Source organism: Mucilaginibacter hurinus (assembly GCF_003324525.1).
Classification (GTDB): domain Bacteria; phylum Bacteroidota; class Bacteroidia; order Sphingobacteriales; family Sphingobacteriaceae; genus Mucilaginibacter; species Mucilaginibacter hurinus.
The window spans coordinates 246,045-264,480 of record NZ_QGDC01000001.1; the positions used below are offsets into that span (position 1 = coordinate 246,045).

Genomic DNA, 18,436 nt, shown 5'->3' on the forward strand with positions numbered 1-18,436 from the left:
GCCATCACCCGGATTTTATTTACCAGCATTTATTGTGTAAAATTACACAACTAAACAAATCCGTTAGATGATAAAAACTACCGCCATATCCCTTTTTACTATTTTGCTGATTATACCACTTTTGCTTACCCAATGCAGCAATAAAAGAAATATCGAAAAAAATAAGTTAAAAATAGGTGTGATATTGAGCCTGAGCGGCAATGGAGCGGTTACGGGCGATAACACACTAAAAGGCATCCAACTTGCTGTGCAGGAGCAAAACGCAAAAGGCGGACTTTTAGGCCGGCAAATCGAGCTAGACATACAAGACTCAAAAGGAGTAGCTGCTACCGGACTTGAACAGGTGCAACGCATGTTTAATACCAACAACAAACCTTTTATGGTGTGCACCAACACCAGCGATGTATCATTAGCAGTAAAGACTGAGACTGAAAAAAACAAAGTAATACTGGTTGCCAGCGCCGCCACCGACAAATTACTTGAGGGCAGTAATTATAGCGTACGCAATTATATCGAATCGGGCCAAACCTCTGACGATATACTGGAGTACCTGCGTGATGAACTGCGCGTTAATTCTACAGGTATTTTTTATGCCAACACCGAGTTTGGGAACAGCATCAACAATAAAATGAAAGAAAAGGCGGGCAGTTACGGCATAACCCTGCCGTTTGACGTGGCGTATGACGATAAAAGCCTTGATTATGGAAGGGTGATAACAGGCCAAAACACCGGCGCGGTATCAGCCATTTATGTTATAGGTTTGGGTAACAGCCTTGGAACGTTCATCAAACAATTGCGTGAAGCGGGTTATAAAGGCAGTATTGTAGCCGACCCTCAATTTAACAATCCGGCGGTAATTGCAGCTGCGGGTTCATCGGCCACCGATGTGACCTTTCTGGATTTTGACTTTGATCTTAACTCAGATGTTCCGGCAACCAAAGCGTTTATTGCCGCTTACAATAACGCTTTTAAAACTTCACCGCAAAACCTCGCAGCAATCACCTATGATGCTGTAAAAATTATGTTTGCAGGCGTTGAGCAGGCGCAAAGCTTAGATTATTTAAAAATACCTAAGCCAACAGAGGCTAAACAACATAACGGTGTTACGGGCTCTATCTGGGTTAATGGCGGGAATATTATATACCCTACAACGTTTAAAACGCAGCCTTAATCAGTGAAGTATTTTAAACATAAGCTCTTTCATAAGTTCACCGGGGCCAAGGGTAGACTCCACCCCTTTACTTTTGAGGTCATATTCCCTGAGCAAACTAATTATCTGCATGGTTTTAGCGTAATTATAGGTACGCGCTGCCTGTTCATAATCCTTTAAGAAATATGGGTTAACGCCAAGTTCTTTTGCCGCTTGTGATTTATCCTGTATGTAATGATAGGTAAGCACCTTACTAAAAAAGTTGTTGAGGTTACCAAATACAAGCACGACCGGATTAGCCTTGGGGTTAGCCTCGAAGTAATTAATAATCTGATTGGTTTTCAGCACATCCCGGCGTGTAAGCGCGGCTTGTAACTCAAACACATTATATTCTTTACTGATGCCTATATTATCCTGTATATGTTTCAGGGTAATCTCCTGTCCTTGTTGAACGTTCAACATCAGTTTTTCTAACTCGTTAGCTATTTTAGACAGGTCGTTGCCCAGGTATTCGGCCAACATAGCTGATGCCTGCTGGCTTATTTTATATTTCTTTTCACCTACAAAGCCCTCTATCCATCCCGGTATTTTATTATCATACAAAGGCGACGACTCAAAAACAAGCCCATTCTTGTCAATGGCCTTATACGTTTTTTTTCGTTTATCAAACTTGCCATATTTATAGCAAAAAACAAGTACTGTGCTAGGCAATGGATTTTCAAGGTAAGCCAATATTGGGTTGATGCCTTTTTTATCTTCATCGTCTTTTCCCCATTTCATTTCCTGGGCCTCTTTAACCAGTACAACCTGGTACTCGGCCATCATGGGGTAACGTTTAGCTGCGTTCAGCACGGTCATAATATCAGTGTCCTTGCCATAAAATACGGTTTGGTTAAAACCGCGTTCGGCAGGCGATAGCAACTCGTGCTCAACAAAATCGCTTATAAGGTCAATGTAATACGGCTCTTCGCCATGCAACAGGTACAAGGGTTTGTACTTACGGTTTTTAAAATCTTTAAGTATATCGGCGGCCGTCATGGTGCAAAGTCAAAAGTAAAAATTCAAAAGTCAAAAATAGCCGGCAGGTTCATATATTTTTAGCTTAAAGCATGGCTTATATATCTTATAGTATTATCAATGGCTCATGAAGGGGTATCAGTTTTAATTTTTTACTTTTGGCTTTGCATTAAAATGAACCAACTGCGTCCGCTTGCATTACCCCCCTATCCTTTTAAAATTACCGAAATTAACGGGCAGCTTACCATGTTTGATGAACTGCGCAAAAAAACCATTATTATCACGCCTGAAGAATGGGTACGGCAGCATTTTGTACAATACCTTATTAACCAAAAGCATTATCCAAAATCACTGATGCGGCTGGAGGGCGGATTAAGATATAACGGCATGGCAAAACGTACAGACATCGTGGTATTTAATAATGCGGGACAAAAGATTTTGATGGTAGAATGCAAAGCGCCATCCGTAACAATAAACCAAAAGGTTTTTGACCAAATTGCCCGTTACAACATGACTCATAAAATTGCGCTGCTCGCGGTTACTAACGGCCTAAAGCACTATTACTGCCATATAAATCATGAAAGCGGCGATTATAAGTTTATTGAAGCGCTACCCGGCTATGGGGAACTTTAGTGCGCTACAGTCACCAGGTTTTGCATCTTCTCAAACAATTCCGTTGGTTTAAACGGCTTGGATACGTAGTCATTCATGCCGGAGCTGTACACTTTTTCTCTTATATCAAATAAAGCCGATGCTGTAAGTGCAATAATAGGTATGTTGGCCTTACGCGGGTCAGGCAGTTTGCGTATTTCCATGGCTGCCTCAAAACCGTTCATCACCGGCATTTGCAAGTCCATCAATATCAAATCAAAATTACCATATTGAAGGAGTTGGATCGCACGTTCGCCGTTTTCGGCAATGGTAGGCGTTATTCTCCATTTTGAGAGGAGTTTTTTCATCAACATTACGTTCACCACATTATCCTCTGCTATCAGTATTTGCAAGTTGCTCAGGTTATCACTTTGCAGCAGCTCGCTTAATTCCTCTTTTTCCGGCACAACTTCCGTAGACACCGGGAATTCCATATTGAATGAAAATTCTGAGCCAATGCTTACCTTGCTGTTCACGTTCATATGCAGGCCCTGCAATTCCAGCAGGCGCTTTACAATGGCAAGCCCTAAACCGGTGCCGCCATACTGGCGTGTAGTGGTAACAGATTCCTGCGCAAAGGGCTCAAAAATCTTTTCCAGGTTATTCTGTTCGATACCAATGCCGGTATCTTTTACAGAAAATTTAACTGTGCTTGTATTATGGCGGTCTTCAATACACGCGGCGTTTACCCATATATTACCCTGGTGTGTAAATTTAATGGCATTGCTTACCAGGTTAAAAATTATTTGTGTAATACGTGTTGGATCGCCAATAAGCACTTTATTTTTAAGCCGTTGGTCTACATCAAGGGTAAATGATAAACCCTTCTCTTCAGCCTTAATTCTCAAGCCGCCGCAAATATTCTGCATCAGGTCGACCAGGTTAAAACGCGCATTTTCAAACACAACCTTACCTGATTCTATTTTGTTAAAATCAAGCACATCATTAACTATTGCCAACAAATTGGAAGCAGAAAATTTTAATATATCCAGGTTCTCCTTTTGGTCCGTTCGGGGTGAGTTCATCAGCATCAGGTTGGTCATGCCAATAACCGCGTTAAGCGGCGTACGGATTTCATGCGACATCGTGGATAAAAACTCCGATTTAGCTTGCGATGATTTTTCAGCCTTGCCTATAGCTTTCTCCAGCTTTACGTTCAGTTCGGTTTGCTCTTCGCTGCTCTCTTTAAACTGACGGATATTTGTTATAAAAGCCTCATAAAAATGACTTAGAATGAAGATGATCAGCCCGAAATTGGTAACCGTCATAATAATTACGGTAGACTGGTCTAATCGCTCGGGCTTAAAGTCTATAATATAATTGGTTTCATACTGTAAAATTAGAAACCCAAGTACCGGCAATACATTGGCCAGGGAGTAATACATTCCCCAGCGCTGGCCAAGCATATAAAACGAAAATACAATGACCAGTATGATCATCTGCATGCCTACCACATTTACATCCTGCAAAATCACATAAACGTCGGTAAGATTTGATAGCGTTGTTACAACCAGTATTGCATGCGATACGCGGTGCCAGTTAGGATCCCATGTTAAGTACTTAAATAAAGTTATAGCACTTATCAGCATAAAGGCTGCGGAATACGCCATCTTGGTTTGCTCCTGTACGTATACGTTTATTAGTACAAGGGCACCTGCCGCGGCAACGGCTAGTAAACCGTAATAAAGTAATTTTATACGGGCACGGTCAAGGATAGATTGTTCCTCGTCAAGTATTTTATAAAGTGAAAAATTAAAAAATCCCGCCTTCTTGTTACTCATTAGTTTTTTTGCAATAATACGTTGTTATGCCACACTATATTATCATACATTGATGAAATATAGTTATAGAGCAACAAAAGTATCTGCAATTAACCAGCCAAATCTTGGAGGCCCTTTGTAATTATTGCCAGTTTAGCCTCTGCATCTGCTTTTTTACGGCGCTCTGTTTCAATAATTTCAGGCTTGGCATTTTGAATAAACCGCTCATTAGTAAGCTTTGAATTAACTGATTTTAAAAAACCTTGCAGGTATTCTACTTCTTTTTCCAGCCTGATTTTTTCAGCATCAGGGTCTACGCTTTCGTTAAGCGGCACAAAAAACTCGTCTGTTTGGGCCAGGAAGCTTATTGCGCCACCAATTTTATCGCTCACTACATCAAGCTGATTGATGTTGCCTAACTTACCAATGATAGCGCCATAGGATGAATAATCAATTTTAGAATTAACTTTTACCGCAAGTGTAAGTGCCTCTTTAGGAGATATTTGCTTACTGTTGCGGATATTCCTGATTTGCGTAATAATTAGTTTAACTACCTCTGTATCTGATAAAAGCTGTGTATTAAATTCCCCATAACTTGGCAATTGCGCAACAATGCAACTGTCTTTTATACCGCGTTCGCCAAACAGTTCGTCATGCCATAGCTCTTCAGTAATAAACGGCATAAACGGATGCAGTATTTTCAGAATGTCTTCGAAAAACTTGATGGTACGTGTGTGCGTTTCCCTGTCGGTTGGTAGCTGTTTAAATATCCCATCTGCTGTAACCTGCCCCCCGGGTTTTATCATTTCCAGATACCATGCACAGAAATCGTCCCATACTAATTTATAAGTCGACATCAGCGCTTCAGACATCCGGTACTGCGAAAAATTATCTTCTATTTCGGTTAAGGCTTGGCTAAAACGGCTTTCAAACCACTCAATAGCTACCCGGTTAGTACAAGTCAGGCTATCGTCAACCTGCCAGCCTTTAACCAGTAAAAAAGCGTTCCATATTTTGTTGCCAAAACTGCTTCCCCACTTGCAATGCTCTTCGTCAAACATCAAGTCGTTACCGGCTGGTGACGAGCGGAGCATACCTATCCGTACACCGTCTGCCCCATATTTCTCAATCAAATCCAACGGGTCAGGCGAATTACCTAATGATTTAGACATTTTCCGTCCCAGCTTATCACGTACTATGCCTGTTAAATATACATTTTTAAACGGCACTTCACCGCGCCACTCCTGTCCCGCCATAATCATCCTGGCCACCCAAAAAAACAATATTTCCGGCGCCGTAACCAAATCATTTGTCGGATAATAATATTTAATTTCGGGATTATCGGGCTCAGCTATACCATTAAATACTGATATAGGCCACAGCCACGACGAGAACCAGGTATCAACCACGTCCTCTTCCTGTGTGAGGTCGTTAACAGTGAGTTGCGAGTACTTAGTAGCTAACTTCTTTGCTTCCTCAAATGCCTCTTCGCGGGTTTTAGCTACCACAAACTGGCCATCGGGCAGGTACCAGGCCGGAATTTGCTGTCCCCACCAAAGCTGGCGGCTAATATTCCAGTCGCGCACATTTTCCATCCAGTGCCTGTACGTGTTAATGAACTTTTCGGGTATTAAATTCACCTCGCCGTTAAGTACAGCATCAAGTGCCGGCTTAGCCATTTCTTCCATTTTGCAAAACCACTGCATAGACAGCTTTGGCTCAATTACCGCGTTAGTACGTTCGGAAAAGCCCACCTGCGATTTGTAATCTTCTGTTTTTTCAAGCGAGCCGGCCTCGTCAAGCATCACTGCTATTTTCTTTCGTGCAGCAAACCGGTCTTCACCCACCAAAATCTGTGCTTTATCATTCAGGGAACCATCGTCATTTAAAATATCTATAACCGGCAGATTGTGTTTTTGACCAAGCTGGTAGTCGTTTAAATCATGCGCTGGGGTTACTTTTAAACATCCCGTACCAAAGTCCATAGCCACATAGTCGTCCAGTATAACTGGTATCTCGCGATTTATAAGGGGCACCAATACCTTTTTGCCGTGTAAATGAACATACCGCTCATCATTTGGGTTGATACAAATAGCGCTGTCGGCCATTATGGTTTCAGGGCGGGTGGTAGCAATGGTTAAATATGAACTGTCAAGTATCGAGTCGTTAGGCTGTTCGCTGTGATCTTGATACTTAGTACTTGATACCTGATACCTGATATAGTACAACTTCTGGTTTACTTCCTTACGGATAACTTCCTCGTCAGACACGGCGGTTTTACCCTGCGGATCCCAGTTCACCATGCGTATACCACGGTAAATCCAGCCTTTTTTGTACAGATGGATAAATGTGTCTATAACAGCTTCGCTCATGTGCGGATCCATAGTAAAAGCTGTTCGGTCCCAGTCGCACGAAGCGCCCAGTTTTTTTAATTGTTCAAGTATTATGCCGCCGTACTTTTCTTTCCATTCCCAGGCATACTTTAAAAACTCTTCCCTGGGCAAATCTTTTTTATTGACGCCCTGCTCCTTTAACATGGCTACTACCTTAGCCTCAGTTGCAATACTGGCGTGATCTGTGCCGGGTACCCAGCAGGCATTTTTGCCTTTCATGCGGGCGCGACGAATAAGTACATCCTGGATAGTGTTGTTAAGCATATGCCCCATGTGCAGCACACCAGTTACATTAGGCGGCGGAATCACAATGGTGTAAGGTTCACGGTCATCAGGTACCGATGCAAAAAACTTATGCTGCAACCAGTAACTGTACCATTTATCTTCAAACTCGCGGGGCTGATATGTTTTAGAAATACTCATAAGGTTGCAAAAATAGTTATTTGATTGGAAGTTCACGGGGAGATATTTTAGTTGGTGATTTATGGTTAACAGCCCCTGGTTTAATACAGCTAAATTGCACCGCCGATGAACCGCCAACCATGCACTATGAGCAGCCAACACAATAAACAGTGTAAAAAAAGGTTATTATTAAGTAAGTATCATAACTATTATGAAAACACTGACGCTTAATCGTTTACTGCACGATCTGCTCAAAAGGTCGAAGATCGAGTTTCTTGTCAACTGGTTTAACAAGTAATTTGTTACACGCATAATAATTGCCGGGTTACGGCAATTGAGTAAATTTGCGCTTATTTTAACTGACATGAAAATTCCGGGTTCCATCCTCATGGGCACACTGTGCCTATCACTGTCTGCATTTGCCCAGGATTACGGCAAAAACAAAGCAGGCAGCAACACACCACAACATTTTATCGACACTGCCAACATGAATACATCGGTTAAGCCCGGTGATGATTTTTTTGAATATGCCAATGGCAGCTGGCTAAAACGCAACGCCATACCGGCGAAGCAAGTGCGCTGGGGAAGCTTTTTAATGCTCAGGCAAGAAAGCCTGGACCGCCTGGTTAGCCTGTTAAGTGAAGTAAGTAAAACTACCGATGCACCCAAAGGCAGCCTTAAACAGGGGGTGGGCGATCTGTATGCCAGCGCTATGGACAGTGCGGCTATAGAAAAATTGGGTTACCAACCCATAAAGCCCGACCTGCAACGGATTGAAAAGATTAATAACCTAACTGGTATTATCAATGAAATTATTTACCAGCATAGAAATGGGTGGGCCAGCCCGCTTTTCGGCATTGGGGTAAGCGTAGATGCCCGAAATGTTAACAACTACATGGTGCATTTAAGCCAGGGCGGCACTACCCTCCCCGATCGTGATAACTACCTGAAAAACGATGCCCGGTCACTAAAAATACAGGAAGCACTTAAAACTTATGTTGGCGCTTTGTTTACTTTAACGGGCTCGAAAGCTGAGGATGCAGCAAAAAAAGCAGCAACAATTTGGAATATTGAAAAGTCACTTGCAACGGCACAGATGTCGCGCACAGCAATGCGCGATCCTAACTTAACTTACAATAAGTTTACCACAACCGGTTTTAGTGAATGCACGCCTAAACTTAATTGGGCGGATGTTTTAATGCGCCTTGAAATGAAAGGTCAGGATTCGATAATCGTTCGTCAACCTGCATTTTTTAAAACAGCCGACTCACTACTGACTGCGGTACCGGTTGCCGATTGGAAAACGTACCTGCAATGGCAGGTGTTAAAAAATTCATCAGGTAACCTTAGTACACCGTTTGTAAAAGCCGGGTTTGCCTATAACAGTGTATTAACCGGCCAAAAAGAACTCGCGCCCCGTTCGGAACGTATGGCAAGCCAGGTAGACAACTACCTTGGCGAACTGCTGGGGCAGCTATATGTTGAAAGATATTTTCCTCCGGCAGCCAAAGATTACATGCAAAAGCTGGTTAACAACCTTAAAGAGACATATGCGGAGCGTATAAAAAAGCTTGACTGGATGAGCGACGAAACCAAGACGCGGGCGTTAAAAAAACTGGCAGCATTTAAGGTAAAAATTGGCTATCCCGACAAATGGGAAACTTATGACGGCGTAGTTATAAACCGCAATGACTATATGGCTAACATTCGCAGCGTACTGCTATGGAAGCAAAACGACAATACCAAAAAGCTGGGTAAACCGGTTGACAAAACCGTATGGAGCATGACCCCTCCTACTGTAAATGCCTACTACAACTCAGTGTATAACGAGATAGTATTTCCGGCAGGGATATTACAGTTTCCGTTTTTTGATTTCAAAGCAGACGACGCCATTAACTATGGCGGTATAGGCGGCGTAATTGGCCACGAGATAACGCACGGATTTGACGACAAGGGACGCCAGTTTGACGCGGACGGAACCCTGCGCGACTGGTGGACTAAAACAGATGCCGATAAATTTAAAGAACGCGCCGATAAGGTTGTTGCACAATACGAAGCACTTACCGTACTGGACACCATACACGTTAACGGCCAGCTTACCCTTGGCGAAAACCTTGCCGACCTTGGCGGCCTAAGCATTGCTTATGATGCCTATAAAAAAACAAAGCAGGGACAATCTGACGATAGGATAGACGGTTTTACCGGCGATCAACGCTTCTTCCTTTCGTGGGCGCAGGTGTGGCGCAGCAAGCAATTGCCGCAAACCGCAGCGCAGCGCATCCTAACCGATTCACACTCACCTGAAGAGCATCGTGCCAATGCCCCGCTTACCAATGTGGATGCATGGTATAAAGCATTTAACGTTAAAGAGGGCGACAAAATGTACAAGAAGCCGGAAGACAGGATAAAGGTTTGGTAGTTTAAAACTTCATAGTTGATGGCTCAAGGTTGATAGGCAGACTTAAAATTATCTCTATTTTCGCCCTGAACTTTCAACTATGAAACCCGAACTACAAATTGTACCAACCGCCGACGGCTCAAACACTATTTATAACCACCAGGTGGGCGAAAATTATCACTCGCGGCATGGTGCCCTGCAAGAGAGCAGGCATGTATTTGTAAATTCGGGGCTGCAATATTTTTTGTCATCAAACCAAACCGGGCATGTATCTGTACTGGAAGTAGGCTTTGGCACCGGCCTTAACTTTTTACTTACCGCTGATGCTTGCCACGCCGCTGAAATTAAGCTGAACTATAATGGCATCGAGGCTTATCCGCTGCCAATTGATTTGTTAAACAGCACTGGCTATAATCAATATTGCACGGATCAAACCTGGCGCGCTTTTACTGAACATTACCAGCAAGCACTTAAGGAAGCAGTAATGTTAAACGATTATTGCCGGCTGCAAATTACTAACTGTAAATTGCTAGATTTTAATTGGGCACAACAGTATGACTTGATTTATTTTGATGCCTTTGCAGCCGTACACCAGCCCGAAATGTGGGACGAAGGCGCCATAGCCCATACAATGCAGTTTTTAAAACCGGGTGGCGTATTTGTCACCTACGCCATCACCGGCAACCTGAAACGCACCATCAAAGCCTTAGGGCTTAAGGTAGAGAAAGCTCCAGGTGCCCCTGGAAAACGGGAAATGCTGCGAGCAATAAAGCCCTTGAACTATGTTGGTTAACAGTTTGCCATTATCTTTAGTCCGTTAATATCCGATTGGAATCGGAATCGCGATGCCTTGCTGGGAATTAAACGAACCAAACTCTGTAAATATTTAGTAATATGCCCTTAACTCCTCCTGCCTCCGCCTCTACCCCTGCCGCATCATTTGAACGCTTGCTGGCTATTATGGACGACCTGCGCGCTAATTGTCCCTGGGATAAAAAACAAACACTTGAAAGCATACGCCATTTAACTATTGAGGAAACTTACGAACTAAGTGATGCGATTTTGAGCGCCGACATGCCCGAAATTAAAAAGGAAGTGGGCGATATTATGCTGCACCTTGTTTTTTATGCAAAAATAGCTTCAGAAACCAACGCCTTCACTATTACGGATGTATTAAACGGCATTTGCGATAAACTGATAAACCGCCATCCGCATATTTACAGCGACACCGAAGTAAATGATGACGCCGATGTAAAACGCAACTGGGAGCAAATAAAGTTAAAGGAAGGTAATAAATCTGTTTTAGGCGGCGTACCTGCATCCTTGCCGGCATTGGTGAAGGCTTCGCGTATACAGGAAAAAGCCAGGGGCGTTGGTTTTGACTGGGAAGAGAAAAGCCAGGTATGGGAAAAGGTTGAGGAAGAGATGCAGGAATTTAAAAACGAGTTTAATGCTGAAGACGAAAACAGCATCGACCATGATAAGGCCGAAAGTGAATTTGGGGATTTGTTGTTTTCGCTCATAAACTATGCCCGCTTTATCAATATAAACCCTGAGGACGCGCTGGAAAAAACTAACCGGAAATTTATTAAACGTTTTCAATACCTTGAAACCCGGGCGCGTGAAAACGGCAAACAATTACAAGACATGACACTGGCAGAAATGGACGTTTTTTGGAACGAGGCAAAAAAACTGTAAATATTTGAGTTGTGCTTGTAGCGTTATTGCTCATATCGCCGTAAAGTAATTAAAGCGGAATAGATATGAGACAGAAAACGACAAAAATGCTTGCAGCAATAGCTTTAGTTGCCGGCATTATACTAACAGGATGTCTTAAAGAAGACAGGGATAATACACCTATACCAGCACCTGAAGGCAAGTTTAACGGTAAACTGGTAGTGATAAAAAGGAAGCACGTAACGGGGGCCGAATACAGGTTTGACACGGTAAAAACTGATATCAAGCTAACCATGAAGGTTGATAGCGGCTACCAGGTAACTGACACCACCGGTACACATGCGCCGAGCCGCGGAACATACGCTTATAACTACTATTATATACAATTTACGGATAAAACGCTTCCGGATACGTCTAAGAAAAGACATCTTAACGGCACTTACCAATATTGGTATGATGGTACACTGTTAAAAATAGGTGCTGCAAACGATACCATAAAAGTAGTTTATGATTTAAAGAAAACAGCAAATTAAAAACAGTGTCTTTACTTACCTTTGTACTTCCTGAACAGGATAGTCACATAAAGCACCGGGAACGTTTAATGCAGCAAACCAAAAGCATTACTGAGAGCGAGATAGTCAGTCAATGTAAAAAAGGCAGTATAAAATACCAGGAATTGTTGTACAAACAATTTTACGGGTATGCCATGGGTATTGGTTTGCGCTACAGCATTAACCGCGACGATGCACTTGAAGCGGTAAACGACGCTTTTATAAAGGTATTTAACGCCATACACACCTATAACGAAGATAAACCATTTAAAGCCTGGTTGCGCACTGTAGTAGTAAATACCGCGATAGACCAGCGCCGTAAAGGTTTGAAGTTTCAATTGAATACGGATATTGACGACGCGCCGCAAATTGCCCACAATGAAACTGCCGTTAGCAAAATGAACGCGCAGGACATTTTAAAGCTTTTGAAAGAGCTGCCTGAAATACAGTCGGCAATATTTAACCTGTATGAGATAGACGGGTATAACCATGACGAGATTAGCAAAATGTTAGACATCCCAGTAAGCTCGTCGCGGGTTTATTTGAGCAGGGCGAAGGAAAAATTAAGGAAAATTTTAAGTACGGAGGCACAGAGCTATGAGTGAAGAGCTTGATAACGACTTAAAAAGACGCATCAGTGAGGTTTTTGATAACTATGAAGACCATACCGCTGATGAAGGCTGGATGATGCTCAGGGAGAAATTCCCTGCAACAGCTAAGCATCGCGGTACTGCGTGGCTGTGGTGGGCTTCTGCAGCCGCGATGTTCCTGCTGTTCTTAGGCGTGGGCCTGTGGCTAAAAAATGAGCCTGGTAAGCCGGACAATGACACTTTCGCCCGGAAACCGGCAACCAGCCATAATGATATAACCACGCAAAATACTGCACCGTCGGCTGATCTTCCTGCTGTGGAAAACAGCCCTTCAATGGCAGGCAACATAACACCAACCGGCAGCAAGGTGCCGGCTAACAATCCAGGCGTAAAACCATTTGCACAACAAGAGATTAAGGTGCAACCTGAAGTAACCACCGCGCAGATTATGGCTGCTATCAAAAACATTCCGCCGCCGGTTGATCCAGTTACAGCAGACACGGCGGTAAATGTTGCCACTAAAGTACCGGCACAAGTGTATGCAGCCACGCAAAATCCTAATAGCTCTGTTGTTGAAAAAAAAGAAGCGGCAGTGCAGCGGCAAGCACCGCAGCAAAAATCTGCTATGGAAGCTATGCTTGAACGTGAAGCCATGGCTAATACCGGCAAAGTGGCAGAAAAGTCCAAAACCGACAAGGCTGTACACTTTGGTGTGTTTGCGGGCACACACATGAACTACGCCGAAGGAAGCGAGAACAAGTTAAACGTTGGCGCGGGATTTTCTTCAGATTTCCGTATTAGCAAAAACCTGAAGTTATCTACCGGCGTATCAATTGCGCAAAACTCATTTAACTACCAGGGCAGCAGCAATGATGTTCCAAAAGTTGCCGTTGAGGCCTCAATGGTGGCTAAAACTTTATCTAATAACAAGTTCTTTGATCCATCAGGTACATCGGCTGCACCTACGCTTAATAACTATAACGCCCGCTTAACCGGGTTGGATATTCCTGTGAACCTGAAATATGAGTTCAATCCTGAGAAAAGCGACACGTACATCTCTGCGGGATTAAGTTCAGGAACATTCATAAACGAGAACTACACCTACAGGTACGATTATCCGGCGCCTTTCAGCACGGCCGAAAACCAGGAGATGTTACAGGTTGACGAAAAAATAAATAATAGTTTCAACGGATTTTACTTTGCCCGTACACTAAATGTGGCCTTTGGAGTTGGTTATCCGCTTGGCAAAAATAACCGACTGGTTATTGAACCGTTTGTGAAATATCCCCTGTCGGGCCTTGGTGCTCAGCAAATACGTTTTGGTGCAGGTGGTATAAATCTTAAGCTGAACTTCCAAACGAGAAAGTAACTGCTTTAGATCTGACCGAAGGATAGACGTAGATAGCTTAGTTTTTCCCTTAATACAGGATAGGATATAAGGTTACTTAAACCTGATAGCTTTTACAGGAGATATTTTTGTAACCAATGTTGATGGCACTATCAACACAATAAGGCAAATTACCAGTGTGCCAATATTTAGCATCACTACATCTGTCCAGCTGATGCTAATAGGCACAAAACTCATATAATATGATGCCGGATCCAGTTTAAAAAAGTGTGTTTTTATTTGGAAAAAGCTTATACCAAGGCCAAATAAATTACCAAGTATCAGGCCCAGGCCTATCAGGTAAAAAGCATTATACAAAAATATCTTTTGTATGCTCCAGTTGCTGGCACCCATAGCCTTAAAAATACCTATCATGGCAGTACGCTCCAGTATCATGATCAGCAGGGCAGATATCATATTAATCACCGCGACAACAAGCATCAATATAAGCATTACACGATCATTAACATCAATCATGGTGAGCCATTCAAAAACAGTCGGGTAAATTTCAAGTATTGAGTACGACTTTAGCCGGATGGGCATTGTACGCTCTAAAAAATCATCCGCTTGCGCCAGCCTGTTAAAATCACTTATCCTTACCTCATACCCTCCTATCTCTTCGCGTCCCCAATCATTAAGGCGCTGTATAAGCGACAGGCTGCCTATCACATAAATTTTATCAACCTCATCAATACCTGCGCTGTATATGCCGCAAATGGTGAACTTACGTTTACGCAGGGGCTCCTGCACAAAATACATCAATAGGTCGTCGCCCACTTTTAGCTTCAACCTGTCGGCTATGCGGCGGGAAACCATGATCTGTTTTTGTGCCGCCAATGAGTCTTTAAAATCTATTACTTTCCCTTCAAGCGTGCCTTTGGTAAAAAAGCTCCAGTCATACTGCTTATCCACGCCTTTTAACACCACGCCTTCTATTTCGTCATTAGCTTTGATTATGCCCGGCTTTATAGCAAAAGGAACTATATAGTTAATCAGCTTATTTTTGCGCGCTTGTTTTACAAAATCATTATCAGCTATAAAAGGAGAATTTTCGTACGAATTGTTCAGATCAAACTTCACTACCTGGATGTCGCCCGAGAATCCGCGTATCTTTTCGCGTATTTCCTGCTTAAACCCTTGTACTATGGCCAGCGAAAGTATCATCACTCCAAGGCCCAGCATTATGCCAATAACGGCAATCCGCACAATCAGTTTAGAGAATGTGCGCCTTGACCTGAAGGTTATGCGGCCGGCTATGAAGGATGAAAAACTCAAACCTGTACGATTTTTGTAACTTCGCAAATATGCAGTTTTACTGTTAAATGTGATTATTTAAAATGTAACACGGAGGGTTTTATGCTATATACAACAATTTTTTCGCGAATAACTGTGCTCACCTGTATTGTGGCTGCCAATACCTGCGGCGGAGTTTCAACAAAAAGCCTGCAGGATACATTAAAAAAGGGCTCCGCTGTTACAGATTCGACAGAAAGTAGTCCTGTAAAAACCTTGATGCCCGGAGCAGACCGTACAGAACTTTATATAGATAGCCTTAAAGGCTTAAATGTTGGTATGGTGGTGAACCCGACATCAATTATAGGCAGTAAAAATACGTCTATTGTAGATAGCTTGTTAAGACGTGGTGTACGCGTAAAAAAAATATTTGGCCCTGAGCATGGTTTTAGAGGTAATGCTGCCGACGGTGCCGTTATTGGCAACAGTGTTGATAAGGCTACAGGATTGCCCGTAATATCATTGTATGGCAAACATTATAAACCTACACCTGCTGATATGAAAGGGCTCGACGTAATGATATTTGATATACAGGATGTAGGGGCCAGGTTTTATACCTACATCTCCACACTGCATTACGTGATGGAAGCCTGTGCTGAAAATAATGTTAAACTACTGGTGCTTGACCGCCCCAATCCCCATGGCTTCAGTGTTGACGGGCCGGTGCTTGATACTGCTTTCCGCTCGTTTGTAGGCATGCACCCCATACCCATCACCCACGGCATGACCATTGGTGAATATGCGATGATGATAAATGGCGAAAAATGGCTTAAGGACGGCATGCAATGTGCTCTGCAAGTTGTTAAAGTAGCCAACTATACCCATACATCAGCCTACACATTGCCTGTTAACCCGTCACCCAACCTCAACACACAGCAATCCATATTGCTGTACCCGCATATTTGCCTGTTTGAGGGAACCACTTTCAGTTTAGGACGCGGCACCAGGTTTCCTTTCCAGGTTATCGGGCACCCCCTTTTAAAAACTAAATATAAGTACTCGTTTACGCCGGTAAGCATACCAGGCATGAGTGATAACCCGCCACAAAAAGGCAAGGCATGTTATGGGGTAGACTTGAGGAATTTCGACACTAAAAATATCCAATTGTCAGGTAAACTTAATTTAACCTGGCTGCTACAATTTTATAATGAGTTCCCTGATAAAAAACAGTTTTTTAATGCGTATTTTACAAAGCTCACCGGAAGCAACCAGCTTAGAAAGCAAATTGAGGCCGGCTTAAGCGAAGCTGAAATAAGGCAAAGCTGGGAGCCTGCATTAAGCGAGTATAGGGTAATGCGAAAAAAATATTTACTGTACCCTTAAAGGCTTACAAAAATTGATGCTGGCTGCAAACAATTTAACGGTTCAATATTTATTCATACTGTATTCAACACCGAAAAAAATAGCGTATCATGAGAATTGTATTTATGGGTACCCCGCAGTTTGCAGTAGCATCATTACATGAGCTTATGCAAGCCGGCTGTGATATTGTTGCTGTGGTTACAGCACCCGACAAGCCAGCCGGCCGTGGGCAAAAAATAAGCGAGAGTGCTGTAAAGCAATATGGTATTGAAAAAGGTATTAAAGTACTACAGCCGGTAAAGTTGAAAGACCCTGAATTTCTGGCTGAATTAAATGCCATTAAAGCAGATTTACAGGTAGTAGTCGCATTCAGGATGTTACCGCAGGTGGTATGGAGCATGCCTCCTAAAGGCACAATTAATTTGCATGCATCTCTGCTGCCCCAGTACCGTGGTGCCGCGCCCATAAATTGGGTGCTGATAAACGGCGAAAAAGAAAGCGGCGTTACTACATTCTTCCTTAAGCAGGAAATTGATACAGGCGATATCCTGTTTACTGAAAAAGTTACCCTAACCGGCCATGAAACTGCCGGAGAACTGCATGATCGCCTGATGAATAAAGGCGCAGGGCTGCTGGTAAAAACAGTTAAGGCTATTGAAAGCGGCCGCTACCATGAACACCCTCAAGCTGAGATAGCCCCCGAAAGCGAACTGCAGCATGCCCCTAAATTAACTAAGGAACTTGGGAGTATTGACTGGACACAGCCTGCCGAAAAAATATACAACCTGATACGCGGATTAAGCCCGTCACCGGCAGCTTATACTATATTAAACGGCAAAAATCTGAAAATATATAAAGCTGAATACCAGGAAACCGAGCCTGCCATACAACCCGGAGGCTTTTTAACTGATAACAAAACTTATTTAAAGTTTGCCGCAGCCAACGGGTTTATTTGCCTTACTGATATACAGCTGGAGGGCAAGAAACGTATGGGGATTGAAGAGTTTTTACGCGGGGTAAAGTTGTAGCATGTTAACGCTATCTTTTACCCGCGTTGTCAACCGCAGTCGGCAAATTCCTAAATACTTTATATAAAGTTAAGCACCCTCCCTGCCCTCGAAACGTTTATCATATATGGGTAGTATGGTCGTTTCGCGCAGATTGCCCCTGATGTAGCTAAACGTGTTAAGCCTGTACACAAATAAAAATATCAGCGACGTGGCCACCATGCCAAATGCATGCCACAAAAAATGTGTACCCATAGGCCATGTTGAGCCGGCATCAACAATACGGCAATAAAGCGCCAGGCCAAAAAACACTAATGCCCCGGCCACTAACAAACCATTACGCCATCGAGTCTTTATTAGCAACATAAACAAGGGACCTACAATCATCAGCACCATTAACCCGTAATTAAGGCTGAACATGATGTGTTTATCATAAAGGAGGTATAATTCGCGCAATATCAATTCTATCGCTACAAACGCCACCAACGATAGTGCACCGTACTTCCAGCTGCCGGTAACCTTTACAATAAAAAATATGCTGGCCATCATGCAAAGCAGGGCAATTGGCACCCAATCCATATACATAAAAAAGCTCCACCGCCTGAAGCCATGGTACAACGTACTGCCAATACAACCTGTTAAAAGCAACCAAACGGCAACACTTAAAAACGTATGGCGCTTATCAAATCCCTTTAGTTTTATTATCCAGTATAACGCGGGTATTAAAAACAGCGCGGATGTCACCATATTCCAGGGTTCAGGAAACAAGTGAGCCATATTGGTTTCGGTATACGGCATTGATCCGTCGGGCGGCAAAAGTTGTAGCTGCATATAGGTCTTTTTATCCTATAACACAGC

The 18,436-nt window shown here is 43.0% G+C and carries 15 protein-coding genes; 10 read left to right on the forward strand and 5 right to left on the reverse strand.

Annotation, left to right across the window (positions count from 1 at the left end; genetic code table 11):
- Positions 1-67 precede the first annotated feature (67 nt).
- A complete protein-coding gene (locus DJ568_RS01005) occupies positions 68-1,171 on the forward strand; it encodes an ABC transporter substrate-binding protein (RefSeq protein ID WP_114003365.1) in 1,104 nt (367 codons plus the stop codon).
- On the opposite strand, the gene holA is transcribed toward DJ568_RS01005, so the two are convergent.
- Positions 1,172-2,188, reverse strand: a complete 1,017-nt coding sequence (gene holA / locus DJ568_RS01010) for a DNA polymerase III subunit delta (RefSeq protein ID WP_114003366.1) — start codon at positions 2,186-2,188, stop codon at positions 1,172-1,174.
- Between the two features lie 153 nt (positions 2,189-2,341).
- Between holA and DJ568_RS01015 the strand changes: the two genes are divergently transcribed.
- Positions 2,342-2,800 (forward strand): type I restriction enzyme HsdR N-terminal domain-containing protein, encoded by a 459-nt coding sequence (locus tag DJ568_RS01015; RefSeq protein WP_114003367.1) that lies wholly within the window; start codon positions 2,342-2,344, stop codon positions 2,798-2,800.
- On the opposite strand, the gene DJ568_RS01020 is transcribed toward DJ568_RS01015, so the two are convergent.
- Together DJ568_RS01020 and DJ568_RS01025 are read right to left on the reverse strand one after the other, a co-directional pair.
- Entirely contained in the window at positions 2,797-4,599 is a 1,803-nt protein-coding gene (locus DJ568_RS01020) for an ATP-binding protein (protein WP_114003368.1), read from the reverse strand. The two genes, DJ568_RS01015 and DJ568_RS01020, sit on opposite strands and share 4 nt — an antisense overlap.
- An 89-nt stretch (positions 4,600-4,688) precedes the next feature.
- Complete coding sequence (locus tag DJ568_RS01025) at positions 4,689-7,394, reverse strand: valine--tRNA ligase (RefSeq protein WP_114003369.1); 2,706 nt, start codon at positions 7,392-7,394, stop codon at positions 4,689-4,691.
- A 343-nt stretch (positions 7,395-7,737) separates the two neighbouring features.
- Between DJ568_RS01025 and DJ568_RS01030 the strand changes: the two genes are divergently transcribed.
- The 6 genes from DJ568_RS01030 (at position 7,738) to DJ568_RS01055 (ending at position 13,958) form a co-directional block, all read left to right on the forward strand.
- The gene (locus DJ568_RS01030) at positions 7,738-9,792 is read left to right on the forward strand and encodes a M13 family metallopeptidase (protein ID WP_199560819.1); all 2,055 of its coding nucleotides are present in this window, start codon (positions 7,738-7,740) and stop codon (positions 9,790-9,792) included.
- A 79-nt stretch (positions 9,793-9,871) separates the two neighbouring features.
- The gene (gene mnmD, locus DJ568_RS01035) at positions 9,872-10,564 is read left to right on the forward strand and encodes a tRNA (5-methylaminomethyl-2-thiouridine)(34)-methyltransferase MnmD (RefSeq protein WP_114003370.1); all 693 of its coding nucleotides are present in this window, start codon (positions 9,872-9,874) and stop codon (positions 10,562-10,564) included.
- A gap of 101 nt (positions 10,565-10,665) precedes the next feature.
- A complete protein-coding gene (gene mazG / locus DJ568_RS01040) occupies positions 10,666-11,469 on the forward strand; it encodes a nucleoside triphosphate pyrophosphohydrolase (RefSeq protein ID WP_114003371.1) in 804 nt (267 codons plus the stop codon).
- Between the two features lie 65 nt (positions 11,470-11,534).
- The gene (locus DJ568_RS01045; RefSeq protein WP_147238683.1) at positions 11,535-11,981 is read left to right on the forward strand and encodes a hypothetical protein; all 447 of its coding nucleotides are present in this window, start codon (positions 11,535-11,537) and stop codon (positions 11,979-11,981) included.
- A 5-nt stretch (positions 11,982-11,986) separates the two neighbouring features.
- Complete coding sequence (locus DJ568_RS01050) at positions 11,987-12,604, forward strand: RNA polymerase sigma factor (protein WP_233496598.1); 618 nt, start codon at positions 11,987-11,989, stop codon at positions 12,602-12,604.
- A complete protein-coding gene (locus tag DJ568_RS01055; RefSeq protein ID WP_114003373.1) occupies positions 12,597-13,958 on the forward strand; it encodes an outer membrane beta-barrel protein in 1,362 nt (453 codons plus the stop codon). The genes DJ568_RS01050 and DJ568_RS01055 overlap by 8 nt, the downstream gene beginning before the upstream one ends.
- Before the next feature lie 72 nt (positions 13,959-14,030).
- On the opposite strand, the gene DJ568_RS01060 is transcribed toward DJ568_RS01055, so the two are convergent.
- Positions 14,031-15,278, reverse strand: coding sequence for an ABC transporter permease (locus DJ568_RS01060; protein WP_262510656.1), 1,248 nt, complete (start codon positions 15,276-15,278; stop codon positions 14,031-14,033).
- Between the two features lie 54 nt (positions 15,279-15,332).
- Here DJ568_RS01060 and DJ568_RS01065 point away from each other — a divergent pair, with 54 nt between their 5' ends.
- Complete coding sequence (locus DJ568_RS01065; RefSeq protein WP_114003375.1) at positions 15,333-16,592, forward strand: exo-beta-N-acetylmuramidase NamZ family protein; 1,260 nt, start codon at positions 15,333-15,335, stop codon at positions 16,590-16,592.
- Between the two features lie 89 nt (positions 16,593-16,681).
- Positions 16,682-17,599 (forward strand): methionyl-tRNA formyltransferase, encoded by a 918-nt coding sequence (gene fmt, locus DJ568_RS01070; protein WP_199560820.1) that lies wholly within the window; start codon positions 16,682-16,684, stop codon positions 17,597-17,599.
- 69 nt (positions 17,600-17,668) lie between these two features.
- On the opposite strand, the gene DJ568_RS17075 is transcribed toward fmt, so the two are convergent.
- On the reverse strand, positions 17,669-18,409 hold the full coding sequence (locus DJ568_RS17075; protein WP_147238684.1) for a ceramidase: 741 nt from the start codon (positions 18,407-18,409) through the stop codon (positions 17,669-17,671).
- Between the last annotated feature and the right edge of the window lie 27 nt (positions 18,410-18,436).